Origin of the sequence: Streptomyces sp. NPDC048370, from assembly GCF_043200825.1 — a bacterium.
In the GTDB taxonomy this organism is placed as follows: Bacteria; Actinomycetota; Actinomycetes; order Streptomycetales; family Streptomycetaceae; genus Streptomyces.
The window spans coordinates 148061-161436 of sequence record NZ_JBICYI010000020.1 but is presented as its reverse complement, the minus strand read 5'-3'; the positions used below and the strand labels follow the sequence as shown (position 1 = coordinate 161436).

14 protein-coding genes are annotated in these 13376 nt (G+C 70.8%); 3 read left to right on the top strand and 11 right to left on the bottom strand.

Features of this window, described 5'->3' with window-relative positions; translation table 11 throughout:
• Nucleotides 1–116 precede the first annotated feature (116 nt).
• Nucleotides 117–2168 carry an APC family permease gene (locus ACGFYP_RS32100; protein WP_393501143.1) on the bottom strand — a complete coding sequence of 684 codons (2052 nt, stop codon included), beginning with the start codon at nt 2166–2168 and terminating at the stop codon, nt 117–119.
• Between the two features lie 234 nt (nt 2169–2402).
• Here ACGFYP_RS32100 and ACGFYP_RS32095 point away from each other — a divergent pair, with 234 nt between their 5' ends.
• The gene (locus ACGFYP_RS32095) at nt 2403–3071 is read left to right on the top strand and encodes a TrkA family potassium uptake protein (protein ID WP_315893327.1); all 669 of its coding nucleotides are present in this window, start codon (nt 2403–2405) and stop codon (nt 3069–3071) included.
• The gene (locus ACGFYP_RS32090; protein WP_361967351.1) at nt 3071–3754 is read left to right on the top strand and encodes a TrkA family potassium uptake protein; all 684 of its coding nucleotides are present in this window, start codon (nt 3071–3073) and stop codon (nt 3752–3754) included. The genes ACGFYP_RS32095 and ACGFYP_RS32090 overlap by 1 nt, the downstream gene beginning before the upstream one ends.
• A 174-nt stretch (nt 3755–3928) precedes the next feature.
• Here ACGFYP_RS32090 and ACGFYP_RS32085 read toward each other — a convergent pair whose 3' ends face one another.
• From ACGFYP_RS32085 to ACGFYP_RS32050, 8 genes are all read right to left on the bottom strand, one after another.
• Nucleotides 3929–4720, bottom strand: coding sequence for a DUF3159 domain-containing protein (locus tag ACGFYP_RS32085; protein WP_393501138.1), 792 nt, complete (start codon nt 4718–4720; stop codon nt 3929–3931).
• Nucleotides 4721–4723: 3 nt separating this feature from the next.
• Nucleotides 4724–5122 carry an OB-fold nucleic acid binding domain-containing protein gene (locus ACGFYP_RS32080; protein WP_361967355.1) on the bottom strand — a complete coding sequence of 133 codons (399 nt, stop codon included), beginning with the start codon at nt 5120–5122 and terminating at the stop codon, nt 4724–4726.
• A gap of 102 nt (nt 5123–5224) precedes the next feature.
• A complete protein-coding gene (locus tag ACGFYP_RS32075; protein ID WP_361967357.1) occupies nt 5225–5911 on the bottom strand; it encodes a response regulator in 687 nt (228 codons plus the stop codon).
• 103 nt (nt 5912–6014) lie between these two features.
• The gene (locus ACGFYP_RS32070) at nt 6015–8564 is read right to left on the bottom strand and encodes an ATP-binding protein (RefSeq protein ID WP_393501134.1); all 2550 of its coding nucleotides are present in this window, start codon (nt 8562–8564) and stop codon (nt 6015–6017) included.
• A gap of 153 nt (nt 8565–8717) precedes the next feature.
• Complete coding sequence (locus ACGFYP_RS32065; RefSeq protein WP_393501131.1) at nt 8718–9446, bottom strand: ABC transporter ATP-binding protein; 729 nt, start codon at nt 9444–9446, stop codon at nt 8718–8720.
• Nucleotides 9447–9602: 156 nt separating this feature from the next.
• Nucleotides 9603–10364 carry a DUF3710 domain-containing protein gene (locus ACGFYP_RS32060; RefSeq protein ID WP_361967363.1) on the bottom strand — a complete coding sequence of 254 codons (762 nt, stop codon included), beginning with the start codon at nt 10362–10364 and terminating at the stop codon, nt 9603–9605.
• A 1-nt stretch (nt 10365) separates the two neighbouring features.
• Nucleotides 10366–10881 (bottom strand): dUTP diphosphatase, encoded by a 516-nt coding sequence (dut, locus tag ACGFYP_RS32055; RefSeq protein ID WP_361967365.1) that lies wholly within the window; start codon nt 10879–10881, stop codon nt 10366–10368.
• On the bottom strand, nt 10881–11465 hold the full coding sequence (locus ACGFYP_RS32050) for a PaaI family thioesterase (RefSeq protein WP_393501127.1): 585 nt from the start codon (nt 11463–11465) through the stop codon (nt 10881–10883). The genes dut and ACGFYP_RS32050 overlap by 1 nt, the downstream gene beginning before the upstream one ends.
• Nucleotides 11466–11523: 58 nt before the next feature.
• Here ACGFYP_RS32050 and ACGFYP_RS32045 point away from each other — a divergent pair, with 58 nt between their 5' ends.
• Nucleotides 11524–12030, top strand: coding sequence for a DUF3093 domain-containing protein (locus ACGFYP_RS32045; protein ID WP_393501124.1), 507 nt, complete (start codon nt 11524–11526; stop codon nt 12028–12030).
• Here ACGFYP_RS32045 and ACGFYP_RS32040 read toward each other — a convergent pair.
• Both ACGFYP_RS32040 and ACGFYP_RS32035 read right to left on the bottom strand, forming a co-directional pair.
• A complete protein-coding gene (locus ACGFYP_RS32040) occupies nt 12027–13004 on the bottom strand; it encodes a hypothetical protein (protein WP_393501121.1) in 978 nt (325 codons plus the stop codon). The two genes, ACGFYP_RS32045 and ACGFYP_RS32040, sit on opposite strands and share 4 nt — an antisense overlap.
• Nucleotides 13005–13016: 12 nt before the next feature.
• Nucleotides 13017–13313 carry a DUF4193 domain-containing protein gene (locus ACGFYP_RS32035; protein ID WP_003955561.1) on the bottom strand — a complete coding sequence of 99 codons (297 nt, stop codon included), beginning with the start codon at nt 13311–13313 and terminating at the stop codon, nt 13017–13019.
• Nucleotides 13314–13376: the final 63 nt, after the last annotated feature.

Below are 13376 nucleotides of genomic sequence, written 5' to 3'. Positions count from 1 at the left end.
ACCCCCCCACCTCGACTCAACCCTCTACCTTTTCTTGAGTGTGTTTTTTTTTTGGTTGTTGGGCTTGGGGGTGCCCGCGGCGGGCCCCCCCCCCCCCCCCCCCCCCCCCCACCAGTCTACGTGTCCTTTCCGGCCGGTTCCTTCGTGCGCTTCTCGACCGGACCGCGTCGCACCGATCCCGGCGCGTTCCAGTCCTGCCGCTTCCTGGCCCGCTTCTTCGCGACCTCCGACGACTGGAGCTGGTACGGGACGGAGGTGACCATCACGCCCGGGGTGAAGAGCAGTCGGCCCTTGAGCCGCAGGGCGCTCTGGTTGTGCAGCAGGTGCTCGTACCAGTGGCCGACGACGTACTCCGGGATGTAGACGGAGACGGCGTCCCGCGGGCTCTCGCGGCGGATGTTCTTCACGTACTCGATGACCGGCCGGGTGATCTCGCGGTACGGCGAGTCGAGGATCTTGAGCGGTACGTTGATCCCGCGCCGGTCCCACTCCTCCCGCAGCGCCTTGGTCTCGGCCGGGTCGACGTTGACGCTCAGCGCCTCCAGCTCGTTGGCGTGCAGCAGCTTCGCGTACGCGAGGGCGCGCAGCGTCGGCTTGTGCAGCTTGGAGACGAGGACGACGGAGCGGACGCGGGAGGGGCGGACGTACTCGTCGGGGCGCTCCTCGGCCGCGGCGATCTCCTCCGCCACCGAGTCGTAGTGCCGCCGGATCGCCGACATCGTCCCGTAGAAGATCACCATGCCGAGCAGCGCGACCCAGGCGCCGTGCGTGAACTTCGTGGCGAGGACGACGACGAGGACGAGGCCGGTGAAGAACGCGCCGAAGGTGTTGATCGCGCGGGAGCGGATCATGTGGCGGCGCTTGGCCGGGTCCCGCTCGGTCTTCAGGTGCCGGTTCCAGTGCCGGACCATGCCGGTCTGGCTGAGGGTGAAGGAGACGAAGACGCCGACGATGTACAGCTGGATCAGCTTCGTCGAGTCGGCTCCGTAGACCCAGACCAGCAGCATGGCGGCGCCGGCGAGGAGCACGATGCCGTTGGAGAAGGTGAGCCGGTCGCCGCGGGTGTGCAGCTGGCGCGGCAGGTACCGGTCCTGGGCGAGGATCGAGCCGAGGAGCGGGAAGCCGTTGTACGCCGTGTTGGCGGCCAGGAAGAGGACGAGCGCCGTGGCGGCGGCGAGGAGGACGAAGAAGAACGTTCCGTCGCCGAAGACGGCCGCGGCGACCTGGGAGATGACCGGGTCCTGGACGTAGCCCTCGCCGACCGGTTGGCCGTTGCTCAGCAGGTCGTGGGCCGGGTTCTCGGCCATCCGTACGTCGGTGGCCATCGCCAGGAAGATGATGCCGCAGAACATGGTGACGGCCAGGCCGCCCATCAGGGCGAGCGTGGTGGCCGCGTTCTTCGACTTCGGCTTGCGGAAGGCGGGGACGCCGTTGGAGATCGCCTCGACGCCGGTGAGGGCGGCACAGCCGGAGGAGAAGGCGCGGAGCAGCAGGAAGACCAGCGCGAAGCCGGCGAGCCCCTCGTGCTCGGGCTTGATCTCGAAGTCGGCGGTGGGCGCCTTCATGGTGTCGTCGAGGACGAGCCCCTTGTACGCGCCCCAGGCGATCATGATGAAGACGCCGGCGACGAAGACGTACGTCGGGATGGCGAAGAGGCTGCCCGACTCCTTGACGCCGCGCAGGTTCATCAGCGTCAGCAGAAGGATGACGCCGACCGCGCAGAGGACCTTGTGCTCGACGACGAACGGGATGGCCGAGCCGAGGTTCTCGATTCCCGAGGAGATCGAGACGGCGACCGTCAGGACGTAGTCGACGAGCAGGGCGCTGGCGACGGTCAGGCCGGCCTTCGGGCCGAGGTTGGTGTTGGCGACCTCGTAGTCGCCGCCGCCGCTCGGGTAGGCGTGCACGTTCTGCCGGTAGGAGGCGACGACCGTGAACATCAGCACGACGACGGCCAGCGCGATCCACGGGCTGAAGTGGTAGGCCGACAGACCCGCGATCGACAGGACGAGCAGCACCTCGCCGGGTGCGTACGCCACCGAGGACAGCGGGTCGGAGGCGAAGACGGGGAGGGCGATGCGCTTGGGGAGCAGGGTCTCCCCGAGCTTGTCGCTGCGCAGAGCCCGTCCGATCAAGATCCGTTTGGGCAGGTCGGTCAGTTTGGACACGGAGAGGATCGTAAGCGTTCGAAAACGGCCATGCTCACCGCGACCCCCAATCAGCACGGAATCTCCCTGGCAGGCACCTCGGATGCGGTCCCGTCAGGCGTTGCCGCATAAGCTCGGATCGGGCAGCACGGCAGGGCGCTGTCCGCCATGGCCCGGGCCAGTCGGGTGAGGAAAGTTGTGAGCAGGGTGTTTTCGCAGGTCAGTAGGGCGATCAGGAGTGCGGGGTAAGGGGACGTGCACATCGTCATCATGGGCTGCGGGCGAGTGGGAGCCGCTCTCGCGCAGACCCTGGAGCAGCAGGGGCACACCGTCGCGGTCGTCGACCAGGACCCGACGGCTTTCCGCCGCCTCGGCTCCGGCTTCGGCGGACGCCGTGTCACGGGCGTCGGCTTCGACCAGGACACGCTGCGTGAGGCGGGGATCGAGGAGGCCGGCGCCTTCGCGGCCGTGAGCAGCGGCGACAACTCGAACATCATCGCGGCGCGGGTCGCGCGCGAGATGTTCGGCATCGAGAACGTGGCGGCCCGGATCTACGACCCGCGGCGCGCCGAGGTCTACCAGCGGCTCGGCATCCCGACGGTCGCGACGGTCCGCTGGACCGCCGACCAGATGCTGCGGCGGCTGCTGCCGTCCGGCGCCGAGCCGCTGTGGAGCGACCCCAGCGGTGGCGTGCAGCTGGCGGAGGTGCACACCTCCGCGGCGTGGATCGGCCACAAGATCAGCAAGCTGCAGGACGAGACGGGTGTGCGCGTGGCGTTCCTCACCCGGCTGGGCGAGGCGGTCATCCCGTCCTCGCAGACCGTGCTGCAGGAGGGCGACCTCGTGCACGTGATGATGCGTATCGACGAGATCGGCAAGGTCGAGGCGGCCTTCGCCGAGGGTCCTGAGGAGGGCGGTCACTGATGCGTGTCGCAATCGCGGGCGCGGGTGCGGTGGGCCGTTCCATCGCGGGCGAGCTCCTGGAGAACGGCCACGAGGTCCTGCTGATCGACAAGGCGCCCACCGCCATCTCGGTGGAGCGGGTGCCGCAGGCGGAGTGGCTGCTGGCCGACGCCTGTGAGATCACCTCGCTGGACGAGGCGGCGCTGCAGCGCTGCAACGTGGTCATCGCGGCCACCGGCGACGACAAGGTCAACCTGGTCGTCTCGCTGCTCGCGAAGACCGAGTACGGCGTGCCGCGCGTCGTCGCCCGGGTGAACAACCCGAAGAACGAGTGGCTCTTCAACGAGTCGTGGGGCGTGGACGTCGCCGTCTCGACGCCGCGTCTGATGTCGGCCCTGGTGGAGGAGGCGGTGAGCGTCGGCGACCTGGTCCGGCTGCTCCGCTTCAGCCACGGCGACGCCAACCTGGTGGAGCTGACGCTGCCGCCGGAGTCGGCGATCGCGGGCACGGCGGTGGGCGACGTGGCGTGGCCGCAGGACACCTCCCTGGTGACGATCATCCGCGGCTCGCGCGTGCTGACGCCGACCGCGGAGGAGACGCTGGAGGCCGGCGACGAGCTCCTCTTCGTGGCCGCCCAGGCCCGCGAGGAGCAGCTGGAGGACCTCCTCTCGGTCCGCCGCGACGAGGGCGCCTCGACGAGCTGACGTCGCGTACGGACGTACGTCGCGTAGGGACGCACGGACGGTACGGACGCGCGGACGGTACGGAGCCGGACGTACGAGAAGGGCCCGGGACCTTGCGAGGTCCCGGGCCCTTCTCGATGTACGCGTAGGGACGTGCCGCGCCTCCGGCTCCGGCTCCGGCAGTACGCGTAGGCGTTACGCCTCCGGCTGCCTGGCGGCCGCCTCCTTGCGGGCCTTCTCGGCCTCCTCCTCCGCCTCCATCTCGGCGAAGACGTCGATCGGCGGCGGGGCCTTCGCCAGGAAGACCCAGGTCAGGTACACCGCGAGCAGGAACGGCGGGATCTTCAGCGCGACCAGGACCCAGCCGAACTGGGTCGTGTCGGCCCACCAGTACAGCGGGAAGAGGATCGCGCACTTGGCGAGCAGGATCAGGCCCCACGCCATGCTCGCCTTGGCGTACGCCTTCTTCCGGCCGGGGTTACGGGTCCGCCAGGAGAGGTTCTCCTTGAAGACCGGGCCCAGGATGAGGCCGATCAGGGGCACACCGGCGATCGTCGTGATGATGTACGCGAGGGCGAGGCCCAGGGTGTACAGCATGCCCGGCAGGTAGAAGTCCTTGGCGTTGCCGGTCATCATCGCGAAGACCACGCCGAACGCCACGCCGAAGACGCCGCTGAAGGCGTGCTTGACGGTGTCCCGGCGGATCAGCCGGACGGCGACCAGGACCAGGGAGACCGCGAGCGCGGCGATCGCCGAGATGTGCAGGTCCTTGTTGATCGTGAAGATCGTGACGAAGAGCAGACCCGGCACGACCGTTTCGATCATGCCGCGCAGGCCGCCGAAGGCCTCGAAGAGCGCGGCCTCGGTGACCTCCTTCGATGCTTGGCGTTCCTGAGCGCCCTGGGACTCCTGGGACTCCTCGGCGTTCTTGCCGCCCAGGCCGTCCGTTGCGTCCTGATCCGTCGTCGGCTTGTCGAGCGACGTCACCGGCTACTCCTGTCCGAGCGGTCGGAGCTCGTATTTGGGGTTGAAGAGGACCCGCCGGCCGTGGCTCATGGAGATCCGGCCGGAGGCGATCAGCTTGCGGCCTGGCTCTATGCCCACGATGGACCGCCTGCCCAGCCACACCACGTCCAGCGGGGCCGTGCCGTCGAACAGCTCGGCCTCAAGGGCGGGCACACCGGCCCGGGGGCGCAGCGTGACCGTGCGCAAGGTACCAGTCACCTTGACTATCTGGCGGTCGGAGCAGTCGGAGATGCGCGTGCAGCCCGACGCCTCGGCGTCCTCCTGGAGCTCTTCGGACTCCAGTTCCTCCTGCGAGGTGGACAGCCGGTCGAGCATCCGGCGGAACCGTCCGGCCGGCTTCTCTGTACGGGGTGCGGCACTCATACAGAAAGCGTACCGGCCCCCGCCGACAGCGGAACCGGCCCCGTTCGCCGCGTGCGGCCCCGACCCTTGAGCGCTCCATGCGCGCCCCGAGGACGTCCCGCATCAGTGCTCGAAGCGGTAGCCCATCCCCGGCTCCGTGACGAAGTGCCTCGGGTGCGAGGGGTCGGCCTCCAGCTTGCGCCGCAGCTGCGCCATGTACACCCGCAGATAGTTGGTCTCGGTGCCGTACGACGGGCCCCAGACCTCCTGCAGGAGCTGCTTCTGGCTCACCAGGCGCCCGCTGTTGCGGACGAGCACTTCGAGCAGGTGCCACTCGGTGGGCGTGAGGCGGACGTCCCGCCCGTCCCGGTGGACCTTCTTGGCGGCCAGGTCGACCGTGAAGTCGTCCGTCTCGACGGTCACGACGCCGTCGTCCCCACCACCGACCGGCTCGGCCCTGCGCACGGCGGCGCGCAGCCGGGCCAGCAGCTCGTCCATGCCGAAGGGCTTGGTGACGTAGTCGTCGGCGCCCGCGTCGAGGGCCTCGACCTTCTCGTCGGAGGTCTGGCGCGCCGAGAGCACCAGGATCGGCACGCGGGTCCAGCCTCGCAGGCCCTTGATGACCTCGACACCGTCGAGGTCAGGCAGGCCGAGGTCGAGGACGACCACGTCGGGGTGGCGTTCGGCGGCGAGCCGAAGCGCGGTGGCACCGTCGGGGGCCGCGTCCACCTCGTACTTGCGCGCCTTGAGGTTGATCACCAGCGCGCGGACGATCTGCGGCTCGTCGTCGACGACGAGAACCCGGGTCATCGAAGGCTTCCTTCTCTCTCTGCTTCGTACGTCCGGAAGAACGGGGTCGTCCGGGAGGACGGGGTGGTGCGGGGGCGTCCCGAAGGACGGGAAAGGTCTGCGGTCACGTGGTGATCCGGGCGGCGGGCAGGTCGGAGTCCGACGGCGGCAGCTGCCCAGTCACGGCCTTGAGGGTCAGCGTCATCGTCAGGCCGCCGCCGGGGGTGTCCTCCGCGGTGATCGTGCCTCCCATGGCCTCGACGAAGCCGCGGGCGACGGCGAGGCCGAGGCCGACGCCGGAGCCGCGCGGGGCGTCCCCGAAGCGCTGGAACGGCTCGAAGATGCGCTCCTTGCTCTCGTCCGGCACCCCGGGGCCCCGGTCGACGACGCGGAGCTCGACCCGCTCGCCCAGCGCGCTGGCGGAGACGGTCACCGGCGTGCCGTCGGGGCTGTACTTGACGGCGTTCTCGACGACGTTGGCGACGACCCGCTCCAGGAGCCCCTTGTCGACCTCCACCATCGGCAGGGTCTCGGGGATGTCCAGCTCGGCGCTCCCGTCGGGCACGCCTCCGAGCGCCATGGGAACCACCTCGTCCAGGTCGATGGGGCGGATCAGTGGGGTGACGGTACCGGTCTGGAGCCTGGACATGTCGAGGAGGTTGCCGACCAGGAGGTCGAGCCGGTCCGCGCCGTCCTCGATGCCGGCCAGGAGTTCCGCCTGGTCCTCCTCCGACCAGTCGACGTCGTCGGCGCGCAGGGAGGAGACGGCGGCCTTGATGCCGGCGAGGGGGGTACGCAGGTCATGGCTGACGGCCGCGAGGAGCGAGGTACGGATCTTGTTGCCCTCGGCCTGTTTGCGGGCCTGCTCCGCCTCGTCGACGAGCCGCTGCCGGTCCAGTACGACGGCGGCCTGGGCGGCGAAGGCGCCGAGCACGCGCCGGTCCTCGGCCGGCAGGACGCGGCCGGTCAGGGCGAGCGCCAGGTGGTCGCCGACCGGCATGTCCACGTCCGCGTCCTCGGGGCGGGCGACGGGGTGGTGCCCGACGCTCGCCGCGCGGGTCCACGGCTCGACGTCGCTCTCGCGTTCGAGGAGGGTGACCGACTCCATGGAGAAGGTCTCCCGGACCCGTTCGAGCAGGGCGTCCAGGCTGGTCTCGCCGCGCAGGACGCTCCCGGCGAGATAGGACAGCACCTCGGACTCGGCGCGCAGCCGGGCGGCCTGGTGGGTGCGCCGGGCGGCGAGGTCGACCACCGAGGCCACGGCCACGGCGACGCCGAAGAAGACGGCGATCGCGACGATGTTCTTGGGGTCGGCGATGGTCAGCCGGTGCAGGGGCGGGGTGAAGAACCAGTTCAGCAGGAACGATCCGAAGGCAGCCGACGCGAGGGCCGGCAGGAGCCCGCCGAGCAGCGCCGATGCGACGGTCAGCGCCAGGAAGAGCAGCATGTCGTTGGCGAGGCCGAGGTCGGCGTCGATGTGTGTGAGGAGCAGGGTGAGCAGCGCGGGGCCCCCGACGCCGACCAGCCAGCCCCAGATGATCCGGGAGCGGCCGAGCCGGGCACCGCGGGCGACGGGCAGGCCGCGGCCCTTGGCGACCTCTTCGTGGGTGACGATGTGGACGTCGAGGTCGGGCCCTGACTCGCGGGCGACGGTCTGGCCGACGCCTGGCCCGAACATGTACTGCCAGGTCTTGCGGCGGCTCGAGCCGAGGACGATCTGCGTGGCGTTGACGCCCCGGGCGAACTCCAGGAGGCCGGAGGGGATGTCGTCGCCGATGACGTGGTGGAACGTTCCGCCCAGGTCCTCGACCAGCGTGCGCTGGACGGCGAGCTCCTTGGGCGAGGCGGCCGTGAGGCCGTCGCTGCGGGCGATGTAGACGGCGAGCACCTCGCCGCCCGCGCCCTTCTCCGCCAGCCGGGCGGCGCGCCGGATGAGCGTACGGCCCTCGGGGCCGCCGGTGAGGCCGACGACGATCCGCTCGCGGGCCTGCCACGTGGAGCGGATGCCGTGCTCGCCCCGGTACTGCTGGAGGTACTCGTCGACCCGGTCGGCGGTCCAGAGCAGGGCCAGCTCACGCAGGGCCGTGAGGTTGCCGGGGCGGAAGTAGTTGGCGAGGGACGCGTCGATCCGGTCCGGCTTGTAGATGTTGCCGTGGGCCATCCGGCGACGGAGGGCCTGTGGCGACATGTCGACCAGCTCGATCTGGTCCGCCCGCCGCACGACCTCGTCCGGAACGGTCTCCTGCTGGCGCACGCCCGTGATCGACTCGACGACGTCGCCCAGCGATTCCAGGTGCTGGATGTTGACGGTGGATATGACGTCGATCCCGGCGGCGAGGAGCTCCTCGACGTCCTGCCATCGCTTGGAGTTCCGGGAACCCGGCACGTTGGTGTGGGCCAGCTCGTCGACGAGGGCGACGGCCGGCTTCCTGGCCAGGACGGCGTCGACGTCCATCTCGGTGAAGGTGGTGTCGCGGTACGCGATCGTCCGGCGCGGGACCTGCTCCAGACCGTGCAGCATCACCTCCGTACGCGGCCGGCCGTGGTGCTCGACCAGGCCGACGACGCAGTCGGTGCCACGCTCGACACGGCGGTGCCCCTCGGAGAGCATCGCGTACGTCTTGCCGACGCCCGGTGCCGCGCCGAGGTAGATCCGTAGCTTGCCGCGTCCCATGCCCTGACCTTACGTCCAGAGAATCGGACATTCCGCACCAGGAGCAAGCCCGACAAGCCGTATTGACGCGATCCTTATGGGCTCGGCAGCGATGCGGCGGAAAGGTGGCCGGCGTCCGGCGCGGACGCTCCACGGCTCCGGACCGCCGGCCCGTCAGTGCTCGATGATCTCGCCGTCGTTCAGTTCCAGCACCCGGTCCGCGAGGCCCAGGAGCTGGGCGTCGTGGGTGGCGACCAGGGCCGTGACCCCCTCGCTGCGGACCACCGCGCGCAGCAGGTGCATCACCGCGAGTCCGGTCTCCGCGTCGAGCTGGCCGGTCGGCTCGTCGGCGATCAGCAGGGCCGGCTTGTTGGCGAGGGCCCGGGCGATGGCGACGCGCTGCTGCTGGCCGCCGGAGAGCTCGCCGGGACGCTGCGCCGCGTGGTCGGCGAGCCCGACCAGGGCGAGCAGAAGGGCGACCCGCTCCTCGCGCTCCCTGGGGTCCGCCTTGCGCAGCCGCAGCGGCACGCCCACGTTCTCGGCGGCGGTCAGGATCGGGATGAGCCCGAAGGACTGGAAGATGAAGCCGATGCGGTCCCGGCGCAGCTCCAGGAGTCCGTTCTCGCCGAGCTCCGCGAGGTCCGTCCCGTCGATGATGATCCGGCCGCCGTCGGGGCTGTCCAGGCCGCCGACCAGATTGAGCAGCGTGGTCTTGCCGGAGCCCGAGCGGCCCTTCAGCGCGATGAGCTCCCCGCGCGGGAGGTCGAAGGAGACCCCGCGCAGCGCGTGGACGGCGGCCTCGCCCGTACCGTACGAGCGGCGCAGGTTCTCGACGCGGACCATGGGTCCGCCGGTCGGGTCCTCGGCGACCGCCGTGCCGGACCGGGCGCTGCTCTCACTCATCGCTGTGTTCCCCCTCGTCGAACGTGTGCGCCCGTCAGTATGGGCCGCCGAGGGCCCGCCCGGCCAGGGTCCGGAACGCACCGGTGGGCCGTATTCCGGACAAGCTGTTCGGAATACGGCCCACCGGGCTCGATCATGGGGTGGAACGGAACGGGGTCAGCGGACCTCGGTGATCTCCGGTCCGCGCTGGAGCTGGCCCATGCCTCCGGAGAAGCGGGAGCCCTCCTGCTCGTCCTGCTGCACGCCGTCCGGCACCATCTGTGCGTCGTTGGGCAGCTTGAGGACGATCGGGTCGCGCGGGGCCATCGGGCCCTCGCCCCGGACCACCACGGTGTCCCGGACGATCTGCTCCAGCAGGCCGGCGGCCTCCGGCTGCACGGCTCCCTGGCCGGAGATGACTCCGCGCAGGAACCAGCGGGGCCCGTCGACGCCCACGAAACGCACCAGCTGCACACCGCCGGTGCCGTCCGGCAGCTGCACCGGGACCTGGGCCCGCAGCTCCCAGCCCAGCGGCCCCTCGACCTCGTCGATGACACCGCCCTGCTGGGTGATGCCGGAGGCGATCTCCTCGCGGACCTCGCCCCAGATGCCTTCCTTCTTCGGCGCGGCGAAGGCCTGCAGCTGTACGGCGCTGTTCTGCAGCACGACGGTGGCCGCGACGATCGCGTCGCCCGCCACCTCGACCCGGAGCTCCATGCCCTCGACTCCGGGCACGAAGATTCCGCCGAGGTCCACGCGGCCGTCCTCCGGCTTGGAGACCTCGGAGATGTCCCACGGTCCGTCGGGCCGGGGCGCCGGCGGAAGGTTCACCCGACGCGGCGCACCGGCCGTGTCGTCAGTGTCGACCTCGTCGACGACCTGCTCGGCCTCGCCCGCCGCGTCCTCAGCGGTACCGCTCTTCTTGCGACGTCCGAACACGTCACTGTCCTTCCCGGTCGGATACGACCGAAGCGTATCGATTCCCACCCGTTGTGCCGTCCACAGCGGCATGACCGCCGGTGGACCCGAAGCCCCCCTCGGCCCGCGCCGAGCCGGGAAGCTCCGCCACCTCGTGGAAGCGCACCTTCTCGACCTGCTGGACGACCAGTTGGGCAATCCGGTCGAACCGTTCGAACCGCACGCTCTCGCGCGGGTCCAGATTGACCACGATCACCTTGATCTCTCCACGGTACCCGGCATCCACCGTCCCTGGGGCATTCACGAGGGCCACTCCGCAGCGAGCGGCCAGGCCGGAGCGCGGGTGCACGAAGGCGGCGTAGCCGTCGGGGAGCGCGATCGAGACGCCGGTGGGCAGCACGGCCCGTTCCCCGGGGGCCAGGACGGCCGCCTCGGTGGTCACGAGATCGGCCCCGGCGTCGCCGGGGTGGCCGTACGCGGGGATCGGCACGTCGGGGTCGACGCGGCGGATCAGGACGTCGAGAGGGGGGTTGGTCATCAGGGGTTCACCTCGAAGGCGCGGGCGCGCCGGACCTGGTCGGGGTCGGACATGGCGGCCTGGATCTCCTCCGGGCGGCCGTTGTCGATGAAGTGGTCGACCTTGACCTCGATGAAGAGGGCGTCGGCGCGGACGGCGACGGGGCCTTCGGGCCCGCCGATCCGGCCGACGGCGGTCGAGTAGATCTTGCGCCCGTGCACGGCAGTGACCTCGGCCTCCAGGTGCAGGACGGTGCCGACGGGGACGGGCCGGGCGAAGTCGGTCTCCAGGCGTCCGGTGACGGCGATGACCCGCAGCAGCCAGTTCAGGGAGCCGAGGGTCTCGTCGAGCGCGGTGGCGAGGACGCCGCCGTGCGCGAGGCCGGGGGCGCCCTGGTGGTCGGTGGTCACCGTGAACTCGGCGGTGACGGTCACACCCTCGCCGGCCCTGGCCTCCAGGTGGAGTCCGTGGGGCTGCCCGCCGCCGCACCCGAAGCAGTGCGCGTAGTGCGCGCCGAGCGGCTCGCCCGGGGCGGGCGCGTCGGGGTGGCGTACCGGCGGTCCGGCGTCGGCCGGCGGAGTGAGGATGGGAGATGTTGCGGTCACAGGCGCAGACCTTACCCGCGAGGCCAGGCGCGGGTCGCGCCGTGCCAAGCTTGGACGCATGCAGCCTTCCGCCTCCTCCCCCGTTCCGGCCGCCGCCGCGGCCGCTGCGCCGCGTTTCGACGAGCGGCTGACCGCTCCCGGTTCCTGGTGGGTCATCTCGGCTCTGCTGGGTCTCAGCGGCGGTCTGGTCATGTTCCCGCTGGGCACGGTCCCGACGCTGGGCGGTGTGATCGCCGCGGGCGCGCTGGCGGCCGTGGGCGTGTCCTCGTACGGCTCGGTACGGATCCGGGTGGTGGCCGGTTCGCTGGTCGCGGGTGACGCGCGGATCCCGGCCTCGGCGCTGGGGACGCCGGAGGTGCTCGACGCGGACGAGGCGCGGGCCTGGCGCACGTTCAAGGCCGATCCGCGGGCCTTCATACTGCTGCGCAGCTATGTGCCGCGTGCGGTACGGATCGAGGTCACGGACCCCGAGGACCCGACGCCGTACGTCTACCTCTCCAGCCGTGACCCGGAGGGCCTGGCCGCCGCCCTCGAAGCGGCCCGCGCGGAGGGCACGGAGCGCTAGAAGCCGATCTCCTTGGGGTTCTCGGGCTGCTCCAGCGGGGGCAGCCCCTCCAGGGCGTCCCAGGGGACCTGTCGCGCGCGCAGGTCCTTGCGGACGTGCTCGGCGAGCTTCCTGGTGTCACGGCGGTTCATCACGGCGCCGACGGCGGCGCCGACCATGAACGGCATCAGGTTGGGCAGGTTGCGCACCATGCGCTTCATGATCTGCTGGCGCAGCTCGCGCTTGAGCTGGCCGCCGAGGGCCGCGTTGACGGTGGTCGGCTTGGCGGGGTCGATGCCCCGCTCCTCGGTCCAGGAGGTCAGATAGGCCGTCGATCGCTGCGTGAGCGTGCCGGGCGGCCTGAGGCCGTACACCTCGTGCAGTTCGGCGATGAGCTTGAGCTCGATCGCGGCGACTCCGGTGATCTCGGCGGCGAGCTCGGCGGGCATCGCCGGGGGTACGGGCAGCATCGCCGCCGCGCCGATGCCGGCGCCGACGGTCGAGCTGGCGTTGCAGGCGCCCATGACGAGTTTGTCGGCGATCTGCTCGGGGCCGAGCCCGGGAAAGTGCTTGCGGAGGGTCGCCAGGTCCCGGACGGGGACGCGCGGGGCGATCTCGATGATCCGGTCGGCGAGATGGCCGATGCCCGCTCTGGCGCTCTCGCCGCCGCGCTTCACGCCGCGTTTGACGGCGTCGATCCGCGCGCGGTCGAGTTTCATGCGGTCCAGCTGGACGCGCGCCGGTTCGGCGACGCGTTTGACGAGGCGCCCGCCACGTGAGGCGTCCCGCTCCTCCGGTTCCGGCGTCGTGGCAGCTTCGAGCGAGGCCGAGGGGCCCCGCTCGTCGTCACGTGCGCCGAGGGAGGGCAGGAGGGCGGTCTGCTCGGCTTCGGGGGCCTCCTTGGCCACCTCCACCGGGTTCGAGCCGCCCTGATCCGCCTCCGGCTTCCCAGGAAGCCGGAAGCGTCGCTTCCGAGACGGTGTGTCGCCTGCCACGGTCGACCGATCTCAGTCGCAGTCGCGGCAGATCGGCTGGCCGTTCTTCTCCCGAGCCAGCTGGCTGCGGTGGTGCACGAGGAAGCAGCTCATGCAGGTGAACTCGTCGGCCTGCTTCGGCAGGACCCGTACGGCGAGCTCTTCGTTCGACAGGTCGGCGCCGGGCAGCTCCAGGCCTTCTGCGGCCTCGAACTCGTCGACGTCGACCGTCGAGGTCGACTTGTCGTTCCGGCGGGCCTTCAGTTCCTCAAGGCTGTCCGAATCGACGTCGTCGTCGGTCTTGCGTGGGGTGTCGTAATCCGTTGCCATGTCGCTCTCCCCCTCTGGGTGGTTGCGGTGTCTCCAGCGCACGTAACGCGTGAGAGGCCGGAC